The sequence below is a fragment of the Acetoanaerobium pronyense genome (assembly GCF_017874355.1).
GTDB classification, from domain to species: domain Bacteria; phylum Bacillota; class Clostridia; order Peptostreptococcales; family Filifactoraceae; genus Acetoanaerobium; species Acetoanaerobium pronyense.
On record NZ_JAGGLI010000016.1, the window covers coordinates 35,267 to 57,934 of the forward strand.

At 30.7% G+C, this 22,668-nt stretch carries 24 protein-coding genes; 1 reads left to right on the plus strand and 23 read right to left on the minus strand.

Features of this window, described 5'->3' with window-relative positions; all coding sequences use genetic code 11:
- Positions 1 to 2: 2 nt before the first annotated feature.
- From efp to aroD, 7 genes are all read right to left on the minus strand, one after another.
- The gene (gene efp, locus J2Z35_RS08055; RefSeq protein ID WP_209660884.1) at positions 3 to 560 is read right to left on the minus strand and encodes an elongation factor P; all 558 of its coding nucleotides are present in this window, start codon (positions 558 to 560) and stop codon (positions 3 to 5) included.
- A gap of 19 nt (positions 561 to 579) precedes the next feature.
- Positions 580 to 1,641 carry a M24 family metallopeptidase gene (locus tag J2Z35_RS08060; RefSeq protein WP_209660885.1) on the minus strand — a complete coding sequence of 354 codons (1,062 nt, stop codon included), beginning with the start codon at positions 1,639 to 1,641 and terminating at the stop codon, positions 580 to 582.
- Between the two features lie 149 nt (positions 1,642 to 1,790).
- Positions 1,791 to 2,489 carry a cysteate racemase gene (gene cuyB / locus J2Z35_RS08065; protein ID WP_209660886.1) on the minus strand — a complete coding sequence of 233 codons (699 nt, stop codon included), beginning with the start codon at positions 2,487 to 2,489 and terminating at the stop codon, positions 1,791 to 1,793.
- Between the two features lie 64 nt (positions 2,490 to 2,553).
- Positions 2,554 to 4,107: a Mur ligase family protein gene (locus J2Z35_RS08070; RefSeq protein WP_209660887.1), complete on the minus strand. Its 1,554-nt coding sequence runs from the start codon at positions 4,105 to 4,107 to the stop codon at positions 2,554 to 2,556.
- 17 nt (positions 4,108 to 4,124) lie between these two features.
- Positions 4,125 to 5,306, minus strand: coding sequence for a carboxylate--amine ligase (locus tag J2Z35_RS08075; RefSeq protein ID WP_209660888.1), 1,182 nt, complete (start codon positions 5,304 to 5,306; stop codon positions 4,125 to 4,127).
- A gap of 146 nt (positions 5,307 to 5,452) precedes the next feature.
- Positions 5,453 to 6,100, minus strand: a complete 648-nt coding sequence (locus tag J2Z35_RS08080) for a YczE/YyaS/YitT family protein (protein WP_209660889.1) — start codon at positions 6,098 to 6,100, stop codon at positions 5,453 to 5,455.
- A gap of 98 nt (positions 6,101 to 6,198) precedes the next feature.
- The gene (gene aroD / locus J2Z35_RS08085) at positions 6,199 to 6,960 is read right to left on the minus strand and encodes a type I 3-dehydroquinate dehydratase (RefSeq protein WP_209660890.1); all 762 of its coding nucleotides are present in this window, start codon (positions 6,958 to 6,960) and stop codon (positions 6,199 to 6,201) included.
- Positions 6,961 to 7,058: 98 nt separating this feature from the next.
- Between aroD and J2Z35_RS08090 the strand changes: the two genes are divergently transcribed.
- Positions 7,059 to 7,559: a shikimate kinase gene (locus J2Z35_RS08090; protein ID WP_209660891.1), complete on the plus strand. Its 501-nt coding sequence runs from the start codon at positions 7,059 to 7,061 to the stop codon at positions 7,557 to 7,559.
- A gap of 60 nt (positions 7,560 to 7,619) precedes the next feature.
- On the opposite strand, the gene J2Z35_RS08095 is transcribed toward J2Z35_RS08090, so the two are convergent.
- The 16 genes from J2Z35_RS08095 to rny all read right to left on the minus strand — a co-directional run bounded on the left by J2Z35_RS08095 (position 7,620) and on the right by rny (position 22,309).
- A complete protein-coding gene (locus tag J2Z35_RS08095; protein WP_245330806.1) occupies positions 7,620 to 9,308 on the minus strand; it encodes a glutamine--tRNA ligase/YqeY domain fusion protein in 1,689 nt (562 codons plus the stop codon).
- 91 nt (positions 9,309 to 9,399) lie between these two features.
- Positions 9,400 to 10,734, minus strand: coding sequence for a sensor histidine kinase (locus J2Z35_RS08100; RefSeq protein ID WP_209660892.1), 1,335 nt, complete (start codon positions 10,732 to 10,734; stop codon positions 9,400 to 9,402).
- Complete coding sequence (locus J2Z35_RS08105; RefSeq protein ID WP_209660893.1) at positions 10,724 to 11,419, minus strand: response regulator transcription factor; 696 nt, start codon at positions 11,417 to 11,419, stop codon at positions 10,724 to 10,726. Before J2Z35_RS08105 ends, J2Z35_RS08100 begins: the two co-directional genes overlap by 11 nt.
- Positions 11,420 to 11,585: 166 nt before the next feature.
- Positions 11,586 to 11,837, minus strand: coding sequence for an SHOCT domain-containing protein (locus J2Z35_RS08110; RefSeq protein ID WP_209660894.1), 252 nt, complete (start codon positions 11,835 to 11,837; stop codon positions 11,586 to 11,588).
- Positions 11,838 to 11,934: 97 nt separating this feature from the next.
- A complete protein-coding gene (locus J2Z35_RS08115) occupies positions 11,935 to 12,843 on the minus strand; it encodes a cation diffusion facilitator family transporter (protein WP_209660895.1) in 909 nt (302 codons plus the stop codon).
- Positions 12,844 to 12,884: 41 nt separating this feature from the next.
- Positions 12,885 to 13,451 (minus strand): hypothetical protein, encoded by a 567-nt coding sequence (locus J2Z35_RS08120; RefSeq protein ID WP_209660896.1) that lies wholly within the window; start codon positions 13,449 to 13,451, stop codon positions 12,885 to 12,887.
- Complete coding sequence (locus J2Z35_RS08125; protein ID WP_209660897.1) at positions 13,435 to 13,911, minus strand: hypothetical protein; 477 nt, start codon at positions 13,909 to 13,911, stop codon at positions 13,435 to 13,437. The genes J2Z35_RS08120 and J2Z35_RS08125 overlap by 17 nt, the downstream gene beginning before the upstream one ends.
- On the minus strand, positions 13,883 to 14,563 hold the full coding sequence (locus tag J2Z35_RS08130) for a hypothetical protein (protein ID WP_209660898.1): 681 nt from the start codon (positions 14,561 to 14,563) through the stop codon (positions 13,883 to 13,885). The genes J2Z35_RS08125 and J2Z35_RS08130 overlap by 29 nt, the downstream gene beginning before the upstream one ends.
- Complete coding sequence (locus tag J2Z35_RS08135; RefSeq protein ID WP_209660899.1) at positions 14,556 to 14,939, minus strand: hypothetical protein; 384 nt, start codon at positions 14,937 to 14,939, stop codon at positions 14,556 to 14,558. The genes J2Z35_RS08130 and J2Z35_RS08135 overlap by 8 nt, the downstream gene beginning before the upstream one ends.
- Positions 14,936 to 15,349, minus strand: coding sequence for a hypothetical protein (locus tag J2Z35_RS08140; RefSeq protein WP_209660900.1), 414 nt, complete (start codon positions 15,347 to 15,349; stop codon positions 14,936 to 14,938). Before J2Z35_RS08140 ends, J2Z35_RS08135 begins: the two co-directional genes overlap by 4 nt.
- A complete protein-coding gene (locus tag J2Z35_RS08145) occupies positions 15,349 to 15,747 on the minus strand; it encodes a hypothetical protein (protein WP_209660901.1) in 399 nt (132 codons plus the stop codon). Before J2Z35_RS08145 ends, J2Z35_RS08140 begins: the two co-directional genes overlap by 1 nt.
- 9 nt (positions 15,748 to 15,756) lie before the next feature.
- Positions 15,757 to 16,857, minus strand: coding sequence for a type II secretion system F family protein (locus J2Z35_RS08150; protein ID WP_209660902.1), 1,101 nt, complete (start codon positions 16,855 to 16,857; stop codon positions 15,757 to 15,759).
- Complete coding sequence (locus tag J2Z35_RS08155; protein WP_209660903.1) at positions 16,832 to 18,223, minus strand: GspE/PulE family protein; 1,392 nt, start codon at positions 18,221 to 18,223, stop codon at positions 16,832 to 16,834. Before J2Z35_RS08155 ends, J2Z35_RS08150 begins: the two co-directional genes overlap by 26 nt.
- Position 18,224: 1 nt before the next feature.
- A complete protein-coding gene (locus J2Z35_RS08160; protein WP_209660904.1) occupies positions 18,225 to 18,617 on the minus strand; it encodes a type II secretion system protein in 393 nt (130 codons plus the stop codon).
- A gap of 174 nt (positions 18,618 to 18,791) precedes the next feature.
- Positions 18,792 to 20,582 (minus strand): 3'-5' exonuclease, encoded by a 1,791-nt coding sequence (locus J2Z35_RS08165; RefSeq protein WP_209660905.1) that lies wholly within the window; start codon positions 20,580 to 20,582, stop codon positions 18,792 to 18,794.
- Between the two features lie 185 nt (positions 20,583 to 20,767).
- Positions 20,768 to 22,309, minus strand: coding sequence for a ribonuclease Y (gene rny, locus J2Z35_RS08170; protein WP_209660906.1), 1,542 nt, complete (start codon positions 22,307 to 22,309; stop codon positions 20,768 to 20,770).
- Between the last annotated feature and the right edge of the window lie 359 nt (positions 22,310 to 22,668).

The following is a 22,668-nucleotide window of genomic DNA, read 5'->3' on the forward strand; positions in this document are numbered from 1 at the left end:
TTTTAGACTCTAGATAGGTATTCTCCCGATCTAGTATCAATTTTGATTTTATCTCCAATATTTATAAATAGAGGTACTTGAACTATTGCTCCAGTTTCGACAGTTGCTGCCTTTGTTACATTAGTTGCAGTATCTCCTTTTACCCCAGGCTCAGTATCAAGAACTTCAAGTTCTACGAAGTTTGGAGCTTCCACTTGGAAAGCCTTTCCTTGATAAAATCTTATTTGTGCCTTCATGTTTTCTTTAAGGAATCTTATAGCATCTTCAACTTGAGCATAATCTAAAGGAATTTGCTCGTATGTTTCGCCATCCATAAAGTAATAAAGCTCACCATCATTGTAAAGGTATTCCATTTCTTTTGTCTCTATAGCTGCTTTAGGAAACTTATCATTAGGGTTAAAGGTTTCTTCTCTTATAACCCCTGATTTTAGGTTTTTGTATTTAGTTCTTACAAAAGCCGCACCCTTTCCTGGCTTTACATGTTGAAAATCCATGATTAAATATGGTTGCCCATCAATTTCAAAAGTAACTCCTTTTCTAAAATCACCCGCTGAAATCATAAAATCCCTCCATCAATTATTATAATTCTATCAATTCTTTTGGAGATTTTGAAAGAATCTCGTGACCGTTTTCAGTAACAACCACAAGGTCTTCTATTCTAACTCCTCCAAAGTCAGGAATATAAATTCCTGGCTCATCTGTAACAACCATATTAGGCTCAAGTATAATATCCCCTTCTGGATTTAAATTAGGCAGCTCATGGACCTTAAGGCCAACACCGTGACCAAGCCCATGACCAAACTTATCTCCGTATCCATAGCTTGAAATTATATCTCTAGCAATAAAGTCAACATCTTTGCCTTTTACCCCAGGCTTTATGTGACTTAAAGCTTTAGTTTGGGCCTCTAGCACAATGTTGTATATTTTTTTCTGCTCGTTCGTTGCTTTACCTAAAACTACAGTTCTAGTCATATCAGAACAATATCCATTATATATACACCCGAAGTCTAATGTCAAGAAATCTCCATCTTCCAATACTTTGTCAGATGCCACTCCATGGGGAAGGGCAGATCTTTTTCCAGATGCCACTATCATTTGGAAGGATAAACCACTAGCCCCATTTTTTTTCATAAATGATTCAATTTCATGGGCTATATCTAGCTCTATCGCTCCTGGTTTGATAAATGGAAGGATGTGTTCAAATGCTTTGTCTGCAATCTCAGCTGCTTTTCTCAAATTTTCTATTTCACTTTCATCTTTTATAGCTCTTATTTTCACTAAATCTTCTCCTATTGAGACCATTTCAAGGGTATCAATATCAGAAAGTAGTTTTTTGTATGTAAAGACATCCATATGGTTATCTTCAATTCCTAGGTTTGTAATATTTAGCTCTTTCAAATGATGACTTAAGGGAAGATCTTTAGACATTGTAAGAACTTCATATCCCTCACATTGTTTTTTTGCCTGCTCTATATATCTAAAATCAGCTATAAAAAAGCTGTTTTTAGGAGTAATCACTAAATATCCTGTGCTTCCTGTGAATCCTGAGAAATAAAATCTGTTTTCAGGCATGTAAATAAGCGCCCCATCTAAGCTTTTTTCTTTTATTAGATTTCTCAAATTTTCTAGTCTCTTTATCATCACTGCACTCTCCTTAGGTTTATTTGTATGATATGTTTGAATTATTAAGTCTCATCAAATAAGTCTGAATCTTCCTTAATATTTTCATAATATAATATTATCATAATTTAAATACACTTTATAGAGAATTATTTAATGAAGTGAAATCACTAGATTTCACCAATTAGCTTTTTTATCACTACTTCCATAGGATCAACTAGAGGCTTAGAAAAATCTTCAGGCTTTATAGCTAAGACAATTTCTGTACATCCAGCTATTAAAACATCTGCTCCTTCACTAATTAAGTATTCTCCAGCCTCTATTAGAAGTCTTTTTGCCTCTTTGAAATCCTTTCCGCTTTTTATTCCTATTTCATCTGAATATATAGCTTCCATAACTTTATTTTGCTGAATTTCCTTGCTTGGATAAATCACATGGTAGTCTTTTAAATATTTAGTAAAAAGCTCGCTATTTACCGTTCCAGAGGTAGCTAATATTCCTATTTTTTTTATATTTGAAAAACGAAGCTCAATAAATTTTTCAAGCTCCTTTAAGGCATTTAATATAGGATAATTTACAGCCTTTGAAACATCCTCTATAAAATAATGTGCAGTGATGCAAGGTATACAGCCTATATCTACTCCTGTTTTTTCAAGATTTTTCGCAGCATCTATCATTTGATTTACTGGACTTTCTCCCCTCCCTAAAATAGCTTTAGTCCTGTCTGGTATTTTAGAGTTACTGTCTATTATTACTCGAAAATGGTCCTGATCAGCATTAACCTTTGTAGCTTTTATAAGATTCATATAAAAATTGGCTGTGGCTTCTGGACCCATTCCACCTATAATCCCTATAACTTTATTGTTCATAAAAAACCTCTTTCTTAATAAAAATAAGTCAGATTTCAAGAATATATCTGACAGGTATAGATTTTTAATCCATTCCACACACTCTGTCTTTAAGGGGTAAAAATAACTCATCCTTATCTAGCTTGGGATTTTTTTTATGAAGCAAGTTTAGTGCTAAATTTGCTCCATAATCCATACCTTGACAACCAGCTAAAAGTATTACATCCCCTTCGCCTGCATGACTTAAAGAATTATCTATTGCTTCATCAAGCTCCTCATAAATAGTATATCTAAGTCCTGCATTATCGAGGACCTCTTTAAATACCTGAACCTCTTCGTCTAAAACCTTATCTTTTTCAGTTGTATGGGATATGCTTTTTGTAGCAATTATATGATTAAGGCCAAGCTTTTTAGACCATTTCACTATTGATTCTGCATTTTCCTTATTTACTATTGGCCCTCTCGACCCTCTTATGGCATAAACAAGCTCAAGATTTTTATAATCCATATAATCTAAGGTTTCAAGAGTTACGTCAATGTTTCCGCTATTTGCAAAGTGGTCATCTATTATTTTAAAATCTTTTTCATAAATAAATTCAAATCTTCTTTCAACACCTACAAAAGTGGTGAAACTCTCTTTTATAGTTTCAATAGGAATTCCTGATAAAAGCCCTACACCAATTGCAACCATAGCATTATAAACCGAATGATAGCCTGGAACAGAAAGAGATAGTTCATACTCAGATTTTTCGTAAGTATAATCTCCTACTGTAAAAGGTTTACGTATATCAAGTACAAATTTCCCTCTTCCGCTAGATAGGTCAAGATTTTTACAGCAAAAATGTCCTTCGTCTTTTTCTACAGAGAAAGTAAGTACATTGGCTTTTGTTTTTTCTTGCAAAGATGATGAGTATGGACAATCTAGATTAAGTATAGCCCAGCTCCCTTCCTTTGCATTTGTAATTAGGCTTGATTTGGCTTTAAAGTATTCTTCAAAGCTACCGTGCAAATCTATATGCTCCCTACTAATATTGTTAAAGGTCACTATATCAAAATCTACGCCATAGACTCTTTTAAGATCAAGAGCAGATGAAGAGACTTCCATTGTAACCACATCAATATTTTCATCATGCATATCTCTTAAATAACCCTGCAAGTCAAGAGATTCTGGTGTTGTAAGATATGAAGGTATCTCCTTTTTCTTATACTTTATTGATACAGTTCCTATTATGCCTGTACTTAAACCAAAGGTTTCAAATATATGATTTGTCATATATGCAGTAGTAGTCTTTCCATTTGTGGCTGTAATACCTATCATTTTCATTTTTTTTGAAGGATTATTATAAAAGTTGGAAGAAATTATGGCTAAAGCCTTTCTCGAATCCTCTACTAATATTTGAGGTATTTCAAAATCTTTATTTATTACTTCTACAATTACTGCTACGGCTCCGTTTTTTATAGCTGAATCTATATATGAATGACCATCTGTCTTATATCCCTTTATGCATACGAAGATATCATCTTTTTTAGTTTTTCCTGAATGATAAGATACTCCATTAATCTCAAGTTGATTTAAAAACTCGTCTCCTGTTGTTCCAATTATATTTAGGCCAGATAAAAGCTCTTTTAATTTCGGCAAAATAAATCTCCTTTCAATCACTTAAATAGTTTTCTAAAAACCTTTTTCATAAGAATCCCATTAAATTCAAAAAATGGTTTTGAATCAGATACGTCCCAAATTGCATAGGCTTTAGGTCTAAATAAAGACTTTATAATTTCTGAAGTTTTTAACTGCTTTGTCTTTACATAACCTCTGCTTGCTAAAAAATCCTCATATGCATACCAAAAAACAAGACCTGTGTCTTTTTTTATTTCCTGAGGCTCTATTTTTTCTCCTGTAAGCTCCATATAGGTAAGGTAAGGCATATTGACCCCAACCTTTTCAAGAAGGCTATTTAAATTGGTAATTCTTACATTTACCTCTATAAGATAAAAATCTCCTGTTACTGCATCTTTTTTAAATTCTATTTCAGCAAAACCTTTAAATCCTACTCCTTCTAAAAACTTTGCTCCTATATCGTATAGTTCCTGAACATATTTTTGTCCGGTATATACAGATGCTCCAAAATTAATAGGATACTGCCTATATTTTTGACATGTAAGCCAGTTAGTAACTTTAGCCTCTTGATTTAAATAAGCATCAAAGGTATACATATGATCATCAAAACCTGGAATTATTCTTTGAACTATGACCTCAAGACCTGCTTTTTTTGCTTTATCAATTGCTTCAACAAGTTCTTTCCTGTCATTAACCTTGAACATCTTTCTTCTAAAAGTAGACACAAAAGCAGGCGAATCAACAGGCTTTACAATACATGGATATTTTAATATAGTTTCTATTTTTTCAATGTAGTTATCTTCTGTAAGTCTTATAGTCTCTGGAACCTTCACATTCATTAGGGATGCCAATGAATGAAGCTTTTCCTTATTCATTAGCTCAGTATAAAGCCCCTTTTTTGTCTGAGGAATTAAAAAATATTCTTTTAGTTCATATAAATATGTATCTACAAACTCAACATAGGGATCTGCACATGGAATAAGCACCGGTGAAGCATCTTGTTTTTTTGCATAATCAATCAAAAATTCAAGAAACGCCTTTGAATTTTCCTTGTAATGAGGGCCTATAAGTTTTTCAGAGCAATACTTAGATCTGAATCCATAGGCACCATTATCAGAGTAATCTACTGCTGCTACAACAACTCCGTTTTTTCCCAGACACCTTATGGTACTAAGCCCGATATAATAATTTGCTCCTAAAATAACAGCCTTATTTTTCATCTTAACCCTCCTAGTTCTAACTAATTATCAAGTTATAATTTTACCATGAAAAAACCCCGAAAAACAACTACTGCTTCGAGGCTTATGCTAACTATATTATAATAATTTTTTTATTTATCTTAAAATTCTTTAGAGTCACAGTACATCTATGCAGGCTCTTTTACAGCTCTTGCTAAGGCAATATTTTTGTTTATGCTTGGATCATAGTTAAAATGCTTAAATATAAAATTGAGCATATATCCACCCCCAAAAGCATTTATTATAGTTCCTATTCCAAATGTTCCTCCTAGAAGAATTCCAAGGGCTATTACAGTAAATTCCATTGCTGGTCTTACTATAGATACAGGCTTTCCTGTAAGTCTTACAAGACCTACCATTAGTCCGTCTCTAGGCCCTGCTCCCAGTCTTCCACTCATATATATATATACTCCAAAATTAAAGAGAAACATTCCTAATAAAAGATATAGCATTTTCCCTGAAATCATATCTACCCTTGGAATAATTCCTAATTTGTCAATTAAGTCCACAAAAAATCCTATAAAAAACATATTAAGTATAGTCCCTATACCTGGATAAAGCTTTATAAACAAAGAAAGTAATAAGACAGCTACTCCTGTGAGTTGAGTCACTCTACCAAAAGATATACCGGTTACAATTGATATTCCTTCATGAAGAGTTCCCCATGGATTTAATCCCAGTCCTGAGTATCTTGTCATATTAGTTCCAAACGCTATTATTATAAATCCCATAATTAATCTTGGTATTTTTTTTAATATAAGATTTAAATGCTCCAAAAAAATCCCTTCTCTCTATATATAAGTCTAATATTTTCTACTTTTAATAATACTACTTTTTTTAAAATAAATCCAACCCTACTTAAATTAGAGTTTTTTTAAAATAAATTATCTAAGAGATTTTTTAAGGTGTCCATTTTAATCTGTCCAGGAGCAGATGCTTCACCTAAAAACCCAAATGTCATATCTGAGCCATAATGGCCTCCAACCACTCTAGAAATTACCCCTTTCTCCCCCATGCACATAGATATTATAGGAGAATTAATCATATTTTTGGCTTCTAATGTAGTATTTAAGAGATTTATAGTATCTTCGAGAGACTCGGCCATTACAGCAATCTTTGGTATATCTGCTCCATTTTTTATAGATTCTAATATTTTGTTTAAGATAACTCCTGGCTCCGGAGTTTTAATAAAATTATGATAAGAGAGTATAAGCTTTATGTCTAAGTCTTTAATAATCCTTTTTACTTTTTTTATATATTCTTTTCCTTTTGAAAGCTCAACATCAATAATATCAATTAATTTTTCTTTGGATACAGCTTCTAAAATCTTAAGTTTGCTCTCGTCCTTGATTTTTTTCTTGCCACCTTCCGAATAATCTCTGATGGTAAATATAAGAGGGATATCTTTAATTTCATCTTTTAAAGCTTTTAATCCCATTACTATATCTTCTATATTTTCACTTTCAAAACAGTCAACTCTCCACTCTATAATATCTGGAGTAGCTAAATAAAGCATTTTAGCATCTTCACAGAGGGATTTTATATCATTAGAAACTAAAGGCAAACATATAAGTACTTTTTCTCCCCCAAATACTCTTCCTCTTATATCTATTTTTTTTTCGCTTATTATTCTCATAGAAATCTCCTTCATAATAAAAATGGTTTCCCTACTTAACATTATTGTATAATATTAGATAAAATAATCTAGTCATATTTTGTAGGGGAGGATTTATCGTGAAATTAGCTTTTATTGGTATGATGGGCTCTGGAAAGACCACAATAAGCAAAGTTGTCTCAGATTTATTGAGTCTTAAGTATTTTAGTATAGATGAAGAAATTGAAAAAAACAATAAAAAAACAATAACTGATATATTTAAAGAAGAGGGAGAAGCGTATTTTCGAAATGAAGAGCTTTTGACTATATCAAGACTAGCAAAGAAAAATGATGCAGTTATTGATTGCGGTGGTGGAATAATCCTCAATCCAAAAAATATAGAAATTTTAAAAGAAAATGGTTTTATAGTTTTATTTTTAAATAGGGATATTGATGCGATATTTGAAGATATTGATTCTAATACAAGACCCCTCTTGAAAGAAAACCCAGAAAAACTATTTGAAATATATAATCATAGAATTGAAAAATATAGAACCTATTCAGATTATATTATCGATAATGATGGAACTATTGACAAAGTAGCAAAATCTATAAAAAATTTAGTTTTGAGTTTAAAATAAAGTCTTCTAAAATCTTTTAAAATAAAAAAGAAATCGAGGATTCCCCGATTTCTTTTTTATTTACTTCCCTTTTTTATTAAATGAATCCTTTAAGGATACAATTTGATTAAACACAAGCTGATTTTCAGTAGTATCTTTTGTATCTACAACAAAGTACCCATGTCTTGTGAACTGGAATTTTTCATCTTTTTGAGCAGACTCAAAACTCTTTTCAAGATAGCAATCTTTTAATACTTTCTTAGAATTATTATTGTATTTGTACTCTTCATCATCTTCATTTTCTTTAATGAAAAGATAATCGTAGAGCCTAACTGTAGCCTTCACATTTTCTGTAGCACTCACCCAGTGAATAGTTCCCTTTACTTTCCTCCCCGTAAAGCCAGTTCCAGACTTAGTCTGAGGATCATATGTGCATCTGATTTCTATAATATTTCCAGCTTCATCCTTAATCACTTCTTCACATTTTACAAAATATGCGTTTCTAAGTCTTACTTCATTTCCAGGAAATAATCTATAATACTTAGAAGGAGGATTTTCCATAAAGTCATCTTGCTCAATATATAACTCTTTTGTAAATGGAATCTTTCTTGTTCCCATTTCTTCATTTTCTGAATTATTTTCTCCCTCCAGCCACTCTACTTCTCCTTCAGGATAATTTGTAATTACTAATTTAAGAGGATTTAGGACAGCCATCTTCCTACTTGCCTTCATCTTTAAATCTTCTCTAATGCAGTGCTCTAAAAGTGAGATATCAACAGTACTATTAGCCTTGGAAACACCAATTTTGTCAGCAAAGCTTCTTATAGATTCTGGAGTATATCCTCTTCTTCTAAGCCCTGATATTGTAGACATTCTTGGATCATCCCAACCATCTACAAGTTTTTCATCTACTAATTTTTTCAAATGCCTTTTACTCATTATCATATTTGTCATTTCAAGTCTTGCAAACTCTATCTGTTTAGGTGGATTTTTCCATTTTGTCTCTTTAAGTACCCAGTCATACAAAGGTCTGTGGGCTTCAAATTCAAGTGTACATATAGAATGGGTTATATTTTCGACTGCATCTTCAAGCGGGTGTGCATAATCATACATCGGGTATATACACCAGCTATCTCCTGTTCTATGATGATGAGCATGAGCGATTCTGTAAAGAACTGGATCACGCATATTCATGTTTGGAGACGACATATCTATTTTTGCCCTTAGAACCATTTGGCCGTCTTTGAATTCTCCGTTTTTCATTCTTTCAAATAAATCAAGGCTCTCCTCTACTGGCCTTTCTCTGTAAGGACTTTCTTTTCCAGGCTTGTCATATGTTCCTCTATATTCCTTTATTGCTTCAGCTGAAAGCTCACATACATAGGCTTTTCCATCTTTTATTAGTCCAACTGCAAGGTTGTACATTTCATCAAAATAATCCGATGCAAAAAGTAGTTCATCCCACTGAAATCCAAGCCACTTAACGTCTTCCATTATTGAATCCACATACTCTACATCTTCTTTTACAGGATTTGTATCATCAAACCTAAGGTTACATTTTCCACTATATTTTTGAGCAGTTCCAAAATTTAAGCAAATGGATTTTGCATGACCAATATGAAGATATCCATTTGGTTCTGGGGGAAATCTGGTATATACCCTCTGTCCATAGGCTCCATTTTTTAGGTCTTCGTCTATTATATTATGAATGAAATTGGATTGAATTATTCCTGATTCTGCATTTAACTTTTTATCATTTTCCAAACTCAAGTGCTTCACCCCTTAGTCATTTATTCAAAAACTATATTTAAGCATTATAACAAAAATAATCACTACTTTCCATAAGTTGTTTTAAAATCTATTATAGTTTTAAGATAATTCTAAAAACTGATCCCTTATCCTTATTTTTTGAAGCCTCTATTTCTCCACCGATATTAGTAATATTTTGTTTTACTATATGAAGTCCAAGTCCTTCTCCTTTGTAATTTTTCACATTTTTCCCCCTAAAATAGGGTTTGAAGATTTCAGTTACTTCAAGTTCATTAATTCCTATTCCGGTATCTTTTATTTCGATTACAACTTTATCCTCTTCTACATAAAGCTCAACTTCTACTTCCTCATTTTTTTCTGTGAATTTGTAGGCATTTGTAAGTAGATTATATATAGCTTGGTTGAGCTTATCTTTGTTGGAATTTATTATTAAAGATTTGGGGCTTATTAAAGAGAGTTTTATTCCCTTTTGATTGAATTGAGTCTCTAGCCCACGTATAATACTCTCAAGCTCCTTTGCTATATCAAAATTGTTAAATTCAATTTTTTCAGCCTCTTCATTATACTCCATTATTGATGATATATTTTTAACCATGCTAGTTATAATATCAGTTTGTTTTATTAGATTTAAGAGTCTATCCTTGTCAAGTTCAATTATATCATCATAAGCTCCTTCTATATTTGCTTTAAGTATAGACAGTGGGGTCCTTATCTCATGATAAAGCTTGTCGGCTTTTTCTTTTCGTATACTTTCTTTCATTCTAAGTCTTTTAGAAAGATTGAATAAGCTTGTTTGTATTCCTTTTATCTCTATAACACTTGACATCTGTATTTCCTCATTATTGTCTTCTTCAATGTTTCTTGCATATCTGGAAGTTTTTATAAGCTCTTTGCTCATTTTTTCGCTCATATACCCTATGATAAAAAAAGAAAATAAAATGACTAAGAAAAAGGATATAGCGGTGCTACGAACTAGAGAATTTTTAAAGAGGGTTATGCTCTGGGTATCTTGTAAATTACTGGTTGTTGTTATGATTATATATCCAAGATGATTGCCATTTGAATATATTTCATAGCTGTCGTCCTGAATAGTCCTATTATGTCTCATACCCATCATATGATTCTGCATGCCCCTAGGTCCTACTGAAATTATTTCTTCATTACTTTTATTCCTTATTTTTATTCCTAAAACCGGATCTTTAATATAATTGGCAAGCTCTCTTGAATATATCTCTACTTCATTTGGATTTTCTAAAAGTATCTCCTGGGCGAATATTTTTATATTTTCTATATTGTTGAGATGCTCTTCTTTGATATAATTTGTAAAATACCTATCGATATATAGTCCTGATATAATTGAGCTTAAAAGTGTGGATATAAGAACTAAGGAAAATCCTAGTATGATTAGTTTTCTTTTAATTGTCATTGAATTTTCCTCCAAATACATACCCTGCTCCATACTTTGTTTTCAGATACTTGGGATTTTTTACATCATCCTCAATCTTACTTCTGAGATTTTTTATATATGAGTCAATATTTCTATCAAATCCTATATAGTCATAACCAAAGGCTGATTCTATAAGATTTTCCCTAGAAAATACTACTTCGGGATTTTCAAAAAACACTTTTAAAATATTAAATTCTTTTGTAGTGATTATTATTTCATCATTGTTTTTAAAGAGCTTATATTTTTTTAAATCAAGAATAAGCTCTCCACTTCTTAAAAAGCTATCCTTTGAGGATTTACTATGCACCCTTTTTAAAATAGCCTCCACTCTTTTTGTGAGTTCTTTTGGACTAAAAGGTTTTAATACATAATCATCAGCCCCAAGATCAAATCCATGGAGCCTGTCTATTTCTTCTTGCTTTGCAGTTAACATTATAACTGGAATGTCAGATATTTTCCTAAGCTCTTCAAGGACCTCAAAGCCTGTTATATCTGGCATCATAATATCCAAAATCACTATATGGGGAGTGATTTCTCTAAATTTTTTTAATCCCTGTATTCCATTTATTCCTTCATGAACCTCATAGTCTGCATTTTCAAGATATTTTACAACTATTTCTCTAATATCCCTCTCATCTTCTATGACTAATACTTTGTATTTCATTGATTAGCACCCTTTCAAAACAGTTTTCTTCTTAAAAATAAAATACCTTTATAGCTAATATATTAAAGCTCTCATGTTGAGCGTTAACTTCATATCTATAAGAGTCTTAGTTTCTTATCTACATGATATAGCTAAAAAGGTATTAATATTTTAGTTTTTTAATTTTTTACTTTTTTTTCAAAACTCTTATTTTCTTTTCATATTCTTCTTCATCTATTTCTCCTGAAACATATTTCATTTGAAGAGATTCAAGTATGTGATTTTGAGATGTATTATCTTTTGTTATTATTTTATAAATCAGATATATTATTCCAAGTATTAATAAAGTCCAGATTATCATTCCAACTGGTCCATGAAAAGCTCCTAATCCTCTGCATCCTTGAGCAAATTCTGAGTTCATCATTCTTCCATACATCATTTTAATTCCTCCTAATATAGTGTACTTTTTTATTTTCTTAATAGTATTTTATAATCAGATTGTGGAGGAAATATGATTTTTAGAATATAACTTGGATTTATAGTGGTCTTTTGCCCTTATGATGACTCATAGTTTCATCATAAGGATTAACGTGAACCATGCAGTGTTTTATATCCTTGTTACTTCCCTCAATCTTGTTATGGACATTTTCTGCAATTTTATGGGCATCTATAAGGCTTAAATTCTTATCTACGCAAATCTCCACATCTACAAATATCTTATTGGCATGAACTCTGGTTTTAAGGTCATCTATTCCAATAACTCCAGTTGTGCTTAAAATTATTCTTTCTATATCTTCATAGGATTTTTGATCTACAGATTGATCAATAAGCTGCTTTATACTGTCTATATATATACTAACGCCAACTTTAATTATAAATAGTGCTATAACAATGGCAGTAATAGAGTCAAACACTGGATACCCCATTCGTGCTACAAATATACCAGCCAAAGAACCCACAGAAGACATTGCATCAGATCTATGGTGCCATGCATCGGCCTTGAGTGCAGGACTATTTATTTTTTCTGCTCCTTTAATTGTGAATCTATACATCCATTCTTTTATTATAATGGATAAAATTGCTCCATAGAGTGCTATGTTCTCAGGTATTTGTTCGTTTCCTTCAATTATCCTAATTACTCCACCATAACCTATCCCCGTAGCAGTAAGTATTAGCATTATAGCAAGAATCTTGGCCATTACAGGCTCTGCTTTTTCATGACCATATGGATGCTCCTTGTCAGCAGGCTTTTTTGATATTTTTAGTCCTATCATAACTGCAATGGTACTTGCCACATCTGATAAAGAGTGTAAAGAGTCAGCCACCATTGCAGAACTTTTTCCAAATATTCCTGCCCCAAACTTAATTAACGCAAGGAGTATATTTACAATTATGGATATTATGGATATTCTGTTTCCAATTTCGTATCTTTCTTCATTAAGCATTTATGTTCTCCTATCTTTTATGAATTTCTTTTTCACATACTCTAAGCTTCTCTAATTTTATTTCTAATATGAAACTTATGAACATATATTATATCATTATTAGCTAACGAAATTATAACAAAAAAATTTTCATTATCTATTTTTTCTATTTTTATATTATTTATGTGATTTGCCACCTCATAACCTACCAGGCTGCCTATATTACTAGTAACTCTAGGTACATTTTTGCAAAGTATAAGTTTTTCTGAGCTTTCAATCACTTTAAAAGCAAATGTAAAGGTTTCATAGATATCTGCCCTTTCCTTGAGATATGTATTTGTATAAAAAAAGGCCAGTATATCTTCATCATTATATTCATCATAACTTATAAGTCCTTTATTCTTTACAAAAAGACCAACTACATTTCCCTGCATCTTCATCTCTGCCTTGAAGAATTTTTCAATCACTTCCCCGCTTTCTTGAAGATTCATAGAAGTGGAGACTTTTTTATAATGCTCAATAAAATTGTTGGATAAAGAGTAAAAAAATAAAAAAAGTACTAAAACAAGAGAAATATATGCAATGCATTCTAAAAGTAGAAATCCTCTTTTTTTATTCATTATAGACATATACCCTCCCACTTATAGGAACAATTGTAATTTTATATTTCTTTTTCGTAGTTTTATCTGCAATCTCTATAGTTTCTCCATTAAATGCAAGTACCCCACTTGAAGAAAATCTAATATCTGCCTTTGTTGCGATTAAAAAATCTAAAGAATCTGGTTTCATAACTGTTTTTCTTGAATAACCTTTTTCATCTATATAATATCCTAATATTTTTCCTGTGGTTTTATTCCCTTCGTATATATACCTTAATCTAGTGTCGTAGTCCCCAAATCTATTTTTTGAATATACATACCTTATGTCACTTACAAATTGCTTTATGAATATATCGGAGTTTAGTCTTGAAAATCCATTATGGCCTAGGATTACTGTGGCTAATAAAAGAATAATGGATATATATATTATTACTTCTATTAATAAAAGTCCCCTTCTTTTTTTAAAGTCCTTCATAAGTGCTTCCAACATTTACAACACTCCAATGTTTTTCTACAAAAGAGCTTCCCTCGCCTTTAAGAATACTTAAAAAATCATTTATCTCAAGTTCTGGAGAATTTATTTTATATTCAACGAGATGCTCTTTTCTAATATTGTCTTCTCTATATTTTGCGGTTACAATAACCAAAAAAGGTCCTCTATATCCCCTGTAAAGATAATTAACTTCATAGCTACACTGTGCAAAATTCATGGCTGAAAAATATTTTCTAATACCAAGTCCACCATTTTTATAAAGCTCTTCCATAAAAATTATCTGAAATCTGTCTTTCCCTAATAAAAACATCTCTTCAATATTTTCAGGAGTAGTATTATTTTCGAATTCATTTTTCATTCTAATTTCTGTATTTATAAGAGCAATATGTACATAATCTAAAACTTTTTTGTAAACATAGCTATGAGCTGATTTTGTTAGGTAATGATAATGACGTGATTGGTTTTTAAAATTTGCTATTTTTCTTGAATTATTTGAAATTGATAAAAGACCGAGAGACGCGGTAAAAATCATAGTCATAGCTATAATTAACCCTATATATACAAACCCTGATTTTTTATAAAAAGCTAAACTTCTGAAATTCACTTCAAATATTCCCTCTTTTTTAAAATAACCTCTTGGTTTAATCATTATAATCTCCCCTAAGCTTATAGAGCACTATAGTTGTAAAAAGGCTATTATCATAATAGACATTTCCTGTTATTTTATAGATATCAGGATCTTCTGAAGGTGTTCTTAAAAGCTCAATTCTTATAAAGCCTTCTTCTATAAAATTAGTATGTTCAATATTAAAATCCTCTTTAAGTATCTCTTCTATTTGATAATCTAAAAAACTATGAACCTCTTGGGTGATTTGATGGTACTCATTATTTTCTCTAACTATAATAAATATATTTAAAAGAGGTATTAATATCGTCATTATAACTACCATAGATACCATAACATCTAAAATCAAAAAGCCTTTGGATTTTTTGTACTTGCCTTTTATCTTGAATATTATATTCATATCCCTTCTCCAAAATGCTTTATTATTAGATAAGATTCTCGTCCGTTATTATCAAAATTAAAAAAACCTTCCTCAATAAAAAAGTCAGAATCATACTCATCCGCTAAATTTATAAATTTTTGAAAATCTGCAAAATCACATTTAAATTTAAGCTCTAAGGATATTTGGTTCTCTACTTCAATCCTTTCAGATATTTTCACAAATCCTGCATGTGCAAGTAAGTTTTTTATTTTCTCTAGATGTTCATATTGTGAAACAGGGCTTTCGTTAATATATTTTTTTTCATTTTTCATATCCCTAATATCTAATATATCTTTCCTTATTTTGATATTTTCGCTATAAAGTGGATAGGTTATAAATATAGAATTTGAGAAGATAATCAATATGACTAAGATTATATTTTTATTCATTAGAATCCTCCATATATTAACGTACCTTTTATATTCTCACCTTCAGATAATAAGTTCATGGATAACTTTGTCTTTTCTAATACATCATTTAAAAAACTTTCAATATCTTCAATTTCCTCTAAAGAATTCCCTCTAACCTCAAAAGCTATGGATTCCTTTGAAATATATATTGATTCTAACCCCATTTTAATTTTTTCAGGTGCTGAATTTATTCCTTTCAATAAGCTATAGTTTTTATAATTTGAATTTTTATATTCCAGTGAAAGATTATTTCGAGAAATTAAAACTTCTTTTTTAAACTCTTTTTTTAAATTCTGATTCCAGTAAATCAGATATATATTACCTATTACTAATGTCAGTATCAAAGCTAGACTTAATTTCCTTATCCCTTGACTCATATTTTCCCCCTAGAGATTATAAAACACATCATAATTTAAAAGTGGTAATATTACGCTAAACATAAGTGTTCCAACTATTAAAGTCATAATACCGATAAATAAAGGTTGTACTACCTGTGAGAGCTCCTTGTAACCATTTGTGATGTCTTTTGTATATATTTCTGAAATAAGCTTTAGCTTTTGAACCATATCTCCTGTTTCTTCTCCTAAATAGACAAAATATAACAAAATTTCATCTTTTAAGTTTAAATTTACAAGGCTTTCTGAGAGAGGATATCCGCTTTCTAAATCCTCCTTTATTCTAAATATATATTCTTTTATTATTTTTTCATGGGAATTGTCAGAGATGATATCAAAGGCAGTCATAATTGGAATTCCTGAATCTAATAAAATATACAGACTCCATATGCTATTATTTATCGATTGTTTTTTTAATATATTTCCAAGTATAGGAATTTTATATTTCAATCCATAGAATTTAGGATTTTTTGATATAGTTTTAAATAAAAGTACAACTATAGATATAATCGAAAAAAAAGTTAAGATGACTTCAATAAAGTATTCCTTTATAAACATAGAAATTTTTATGACGTAAAAAGCCCAGCTACTGCTATATGCCATCTCCCCACCATATAAATCTAACAAAGACGGAATAAAGTTGAAAATCAAATATAAAATTAAAAAAATTATTGAGGTAAGCACCATCAAGGGATAGTAAAGAGCACCTTGAACATTTTGCTTAATCAGATTCATTGTCTTAAAATAGTAGGTAAGATTTTCAAATGCTTCAGTTAATTTTCCGCTATTTTCACCTGCACTTATTATTGAGGCTGCAAATGAGCTAAATGCATTTGATTTTTTTAATGCGTTTTCAAATGACTCCCCTTTTTCAATTTCTTTTATTACTTTATCAATTATTTTTTTTGATGAAATTTGATTCTTAGAAATCGTTAATGATTTTAATATTGGTATTCCGGCAGACGTTAAAGAATGTAGTGATAAAAAAAACTTTTCATTCTCATTTAAAGTTAGCTTTTTATTACTTTCAATTATTTTATTAAAGAGAGCCTTCTTTTTAAAGTTTTTAGATATATTTATATCCTTCTGCAAAAGACGTCCTCCCCTCTATTATTGTATTTTTAATTTTTTCCTTTAGGGGAATTATGTTTGATTGTAGAGGTTTTAAATCACTATTTTTTATAAATCCCTTTATTTGATTATCTATTTCTAGAATCTCAAAAATAGGCATCCTTCCTTTATATCCAGTTCCATAGCATTTTTCACAACCCACTGCCTCAAATATAGTTGTTCCTATTGGAATATTAAAGCAGTCTAATTCCAAGGCATTGGAACTTTGCTTAGTCTTACAGGATTCGCATAGCTTTCTAATAAGCCTTTGACTTATAATAAGAGAGACTGCATTTGCAACAATATAAGGCTTTACACCTAAGTCTATAAGCCTCTCAAGCACTCCTATAGAGCTTTTGGTATGGACAGTTGAAAATACAAGATGACCTGTAATAGATGCTTTTAAAGAGGTGTCTGCTGTTTCAAAATCCCTTATTTCCCCTATGGTTATGATATCTGGATCCTGCCTCAATACAAATTTCAAGGTATTGTAAAACTCCATATTCTTTTCCTTAGAGATATCTATTTGAGTAACTCCATCCATATAGTACTCAACAGGATCTTCAATTGACACTATATTTCTTTGACCGTTATTAATCGCATTTAATATTGCAAATAAAGTTGTTGATTTACCGCTCCCTGTGGGTCCACAAAGAAGAACAAATCCAGAAGTAGTATTTATCCGTCTTTTGATTATTTCGAGTTCTTCAAAAGAAAATCCTATATCTTCTAATAAAAAAACATTCTCATTCATTCCAAGAAGCCTTATAGTTATCTTTTCACCATATATTGTTGGAATTATAGAAATTCTAAAGTCCATGTTTTCACCATATAGCACCCAAGAAAATCTACCTTCTAAGGGTCTTACAGTTCTGCTAATATCTATATTTGATTTAATTTTTATATACCTTACAAGAAGCTCACCTTCCTCAAGCTTGAGATATATAAATGTTCTAAGTATCCCATCAACTCTAAATTTTACTAATATTCTCTCCTTTTCTCCTGTAATATGTATATCGCTTGCCTTGAGTTTTATAGATGATGTAAATATAAATCCTGCAAGCACGGATATATTATCTTTATATTCTAAATTGACTAACTCTTCTTTAAAGTCATTGACTTGCCCGCAGATATTATAGGTTTCCTCAAAAAGTTTTTCAAAGTTTTTTCTTTTATCTTTTATTATTTCAACCTCAAGTTTGGAAATATGTTCTATATAAGATTTTTCTTCACTCTTTAAAGATTTTTTTGATAAGATTGATATTTTTCCCAAACTTGATTCTATTGGAACTATTTTCATTTTATTGGCAGTATCAAAATCTATAATTTCAGTTAGATTTTTATTCAATTTAATCACCTCCAAGGTTCGGAGGTATTATAGAGCTTTCATTAAACTCTCCTTTTACAACAAAATTTATTGACCCCAGAGAAACATTTGCCTTATTATCAGTTAATGTTATTTTAAATTTTTCATCTTTGATATACTTAGACTTTAAATCTCCATTGTAGGAATCCTTAACATAATCTTCTATTTTTGAAGGATTAAATCCAGGTAAGTTTTTATTTTCCATATAATACATCTCTGCCATTTTACCAAGCTGAATTGCAGTTGCTGCATCTGTTTTTAATCTTTGATTATCTACTATTTCCGAGTATTTAGGCAAAGAAATAGCTGCTATCAATAAAATAAGTGATATAACAGCTAAAAACTCAATAAGCGTAAATCCCAGTCTTTTTTTCATGATTTTCCCCCCATACAAATCCCATTACAAAAAATATTTGCCCCTAAAAACCTTTTTCATAAATTTTGAGATTAATAAGACTAGACTTGAGACTGTCTTTATCATTTTGTCCTCACAGGAGAATATATCAATTGACTGAATTTACGTCTATTTAATTATTTTGAAAAAACTATATTACACCACACTTTCCCATAGCATTTTTATTATGTCACTGTCCTCTTTATCCATAAGAGTAAATATTTGAAGATAATCAGTAGCCCTTGTAATAGCTGTATAAACTACATTTATATTTTTGATAAATGAATGGGAGTCTGACATGGTATATTCATTGCCAAGGCTATGATTAAAGAGCATCTCAAGCTCACATAAAATTACAGCCTTATATTCTAGATTGTTGATAGAATATATATTTGATATAGTCACTCCGCTTTTGTAGTTTAGATTTGTAATTTCCTCATGAGCCGAAATATAAGGTATATCAGCATCATCAAGGGCTTTTTTCAAGAGATACTGGAAATAAATCACACTTCTGGTTCCTGTCTTTCGTTTGTTGAATGGAAATATAATACATATATCTGAAATATTTATCTTCTTTTTTTCCTGTAAAAAATTTATTTTGTTTATTATTTCCTGAAACTTTTCTTCTATAGTCTCTACTTTTTCTATGCAAACTGAATCCCCTTTGATTCGCTGGGATGCACTTTTTATAAGATAATCGTCTGGGACTATAAGGTTTTTTTCCTGACTATAAGAAATTACATTATCAATGAAATTATTTGTGAAGCCTGTAAGAGATTTTGTTGATCTATAATTTTTATTGAATTCTTTAATATCCCTAAAATCAAAATTCTCCCATCCTCCAACAAAATCCATAAGTGTTCCTCTTATGTCTTTTCCTTTGTCTGCAGATATCATAAGAAATTTTTTGGTTTTATAAAGTACATTTTCTAAAAAAAGAAAATGTTCTTCTTTGAAATTCTCAGCTTCATCTATAAAAATACCTTTATATAAGTTTTTATCCTTGTATATCTGGGACACTTTTGTAAATATTGTATCGAACTGCTGATCAAAGTTTTTTTTGCTATTTTTCTCTATTTTTAGTCCATATTTTTTTGAAAGCCCAAGTATATAGCTATGAAAATTGATGATTTCCAGATTTTCATTCTTTGAGTTTGTCATATCAAGGTTATTTTTTATATCATTCATAAGCTGTTTATTAAAGGTTATGAAAAGGAATTTGTCCTTATTGTATACTTTTGATAATTTAATAGCTCTTGCAAGTAATGTAGTAGTCTTTCCTGACCCTGCTGGACCAATAAAAAGAGTGTTGCCGTACTTTATAGAATTAATTTTAGCCACTTGAGTCTTAGTAAGAGGCATAGCCTGATAGTTATGATCTTTATATGAAAAGAGCAGTTTTTTAAATTCTTTATTGATTAGTCTATTAGAATCTTCTTTTTTCATTACATGGTATTCTTTGCATAGATAATATCTCATTAAATTTAAAGTAATCTCATCGTTAGGCTCGCTCATGTAACTATCCATAGACTCTTCATTGTTTAAAATCCTTTCAAATATTGATTTATCAATAATATTTGATTTTGCAAAATCATAACTATATTTTGATAAATCTACATAAGGCATAAAAAAAACATATTTAAAATTAAAATTTAATCCTTCTTTATCTATATTTTCTCTAAGGTAGAGACTTTCCTCCTCCATAATTTCCATTAATTCTTCTTCAAGAATGGAAAAAGTATCTTCTTGGGTATCCATAAATTTTATAATAAGTGTTTTTCCCTTGTACTCATAATATAGGTCTGCATAGAAACTTGGATAAGGAGTTATTTTTAAAATTCCTACCCCAGGAAGTTTGTTTTTAAAATATTTATAAAATTCTCTTTCACTGTCTTTGGTTTTAAAAGCTTCTACTTCTGACAAGATATTATTTGAATAGAATTTCAAATTATTTCCTCCTATCTTTTAGCCTATATTCGTTTTACCCAACTTATAATAATAGTATCATAAAAATAAATAATTTTTAATTTTTAAACAATTTTATAACATAATTTTTAAGTTAATGATTGTTTTGATATTTTACATAGCAAAAAGGAGCTGATTTATAATCAGCTCCTTTGATTTCAAGTTCATTATTTTGCGTAATCTACTGCTCTTGTTTCTCTTATTATACTTACTTTAATTTGACCTGGATATTCCATTTCATTTTCAATTTTCTTTGTTACATCTCTTGCTAAAAGAGGAAGATATTGATCGTCAACATTATCAGGTTTTACAATAATTCTAACTTCTCTTCCAGCTTGTATCGCATATGATTTTTCAACACCCTCATATGAGTTCGCAATTTCTTCTAGTTTTTCAAGTCTCTTGATATATGCTTCAAGGGTTTCTCTTCTTGCTCCTGGTCTTGCAGCTGATATAGCATCCGCCGCTGTAACAAGGATCGCTTCAACAGATTGAGCCTCATAATCTCCATGATGAGTTGACATAGCATGGATTACATCTTTGGATTCTTTGTATCTTCTTAGAAGGTCCATACCTATTTCTACGTGAGTTCCTTCCATTTCATGGTCTACAGCCTTTCCAATATCATGAAGGAGTCCAGCTCTTTTTGCAAGTTTTACATCTGAGCCAATCTCTGCAGCCATTATACCGCATAAATGGGATATTTCAATTGAATGTTTTAGGACATTTTGTCCATAACTTGTTCTATACTTTAATCTTCCTAAAAGCTTCACAAGCTCAGGATGAAGACCATATACTCCTGTTTCAAATACAGCCTTTTCCCCTTCTTCTTTGATAGTATTTTCAACTTCTTTTTTAGCCTTTTCAACCATTTCTTCAATTCTTGCAGGATGTATTCTTCCATCTGATATAAGCTTCTCAAGTGCTATTCTAGCAACTTCTCTTCTTATAGGATCAAAAGCAGAAAGAACTACAGCTTCTGGAGTGTCATCTATTATAAGATCTACACCTGTTAGCGTCTCAAGGGTTCTTATATTTCTACCTTCTCTTCCAATTATTCTACCCTTCATTTCATCATTTGGCAGATTAACAACACTTACAGTTGTTTCAGCCACATGATCAGCCGAGCATTTTTGAATAGCATAAGCTACTATCTCTCTTGCTTTTTTATCTGCATCTTCTTTTACTTCTGTTTCAATTTCTTTGATTTTTATTGCAAGTTCTTGTCTTACTTCTCTCTCTGCATTTGTGAGTATTTGATTCTTTGCTTCTTCAGTAGTTAAATTGGATATTCCTTCAAGCTTTTCTAGCTGCTGCCTTTTTATGGCCTCAATTTCTAATTCTTGTTCTGTAATTCCCCTTAATTTTTCAGCAAGTTTAATTTCTTTGTCTTCAAGTTGAGATATTTTTTTGTCTAAAACTTCTTCTTTTTGAACTAGTCTTTTCTCAAATTTTTGAAGCTCGGTTCTTCTTTCCTTGCTGTCTTTATCAAACTCATTTCTCATTCTGTGTATTTCTTCTTTTGCTTCAAGGAGCTTTTCTTTTTTAAGGGTTTCAGAATTTTTTTCAGCTTTTTCAATAATCTCTTTCGCTACATTCTCGGCTTGGTTTATCTTGCCTTCTGAAATGTTTTTTCTAGCCATATATCCTGCAAAAGCAGATAATATAGCTGTTACAATTGCAATAAGTATTACATTTGTGATAGACATGATCCACAGCCACCTCCTTTTTCTTATTTTGTCACACAAAAGCCATGATGTTTTAGTATCTCTATAATCATAGCTTCTTAAATACTAGCTAATTTGTTCTCAAACTTCCTTATTTTAAAGAGGTATGGGAAATATACAAGCTTTTATATAACCTTTTGTTTTATGATTGCAGATTACTCTAAAACTATGTCATATATTACTTGTACCTCTTATAATTGTAATGGTTATAACTACTTGTGTCAAGAATGCCTATAGTTCTATATAAATCGAGTAGGAGGTAGATAATTATTTTATCTACCGACCTCTCACACCACCGTACGTACCGTTCGGTATACGGCGGTTCATTAGAATCTAATGTA